The following is a 957-nucleotide window of genomic DNA, read 5'->3' on the forward strand; positions in this document are numbered from 1 at the left end:
GTAACAGCCATCGGTGTCGGTATTGTAGGGGTCGTCTCAGAAAACGGAATCTATGGTCACTCCCGTTTTTGCAACACCGATTTTGACGACAAGTTGGCTTGCTTGAATCTATCCGGCGTCTGAATGGGATTTTATTCCCGCGCCTCGATGAGTTCCGCGCCTGATGAACCTCCAGAAAATATACGGCTTCAATGAGCCTTTCCGTTTTACAGGTTCCTCAACAGGCCGGTGGGCCGTTAGTATCATCAATATCAGTATTCGCAAAACCAGATCAGTAATTCTTTAAACCGGTGTATTTCTGCCGTTATGCTACATAAGTTTGCTGTCGTGCCGTTAGGGCCCAGGCTATTCTGGCCAGCTTGTTTGCCAGAGCACAGGTGACGACAAAGTTGCTTTTCCGACACAACAACTCCCTGACCCAGTCGGCCAACTTGCCAGACTGGTGTTCCAGTTTTTGTATGAATACCCTGGCACACTGAACCAACAAAGTTCGGATCTTTTTATTACCTCGCTTACTAATTCCCAGCAATGTCGTCCTACCTCCCGTGCTGTACTGCCGAGGTACAAGCCCTGTTGCCGCCGCAAAGTCACGGCTGCTGGCGTACTGCTTCCCGTCGCCAATCTCAGTTGAAATAGTACTCGCTGTCAGTGTTCCGACGCAGGGAATGCTCAGCAAGCGCTGTCCAACCTCATCTTCGTCCAACTTTCGTTTCAACTGGGATTCCAGATCTTTAATCTGCTCAACAAGATAGTGATAATGCTGTTGTAATTTCAGCAATAACTGGCTGAGGTAAAGAGGCAAACTATTATCCTCAAGAATGGTACTCAGTCGGCTAATAACGGCAGCTCCTCGGGGAACGCTAATGCCAAATTCCAGCAGAAAAGCATGCATTTGATTGGTTGTTTTCACCTTATCCTGAACCAGGGATTCACGGACACGATGCAGAGCCCGCATTG

The 957-nt window shown here is 48.5% G+C and carries 1 pseudogene; it reads right to left on the reverse strand.

From position 1 onward, the window contains the following. Positions 1–304: 304 nt before the first annotated feature. Positions 305–957 (reverse strand): annotated as a pseudogene (locus R7P74_RS25215) (IS110-like element IS4321 family transposase); the annotation flags it as partial.

The organism is Vibrio sp. 2033 (assembly GCF_033339735.1).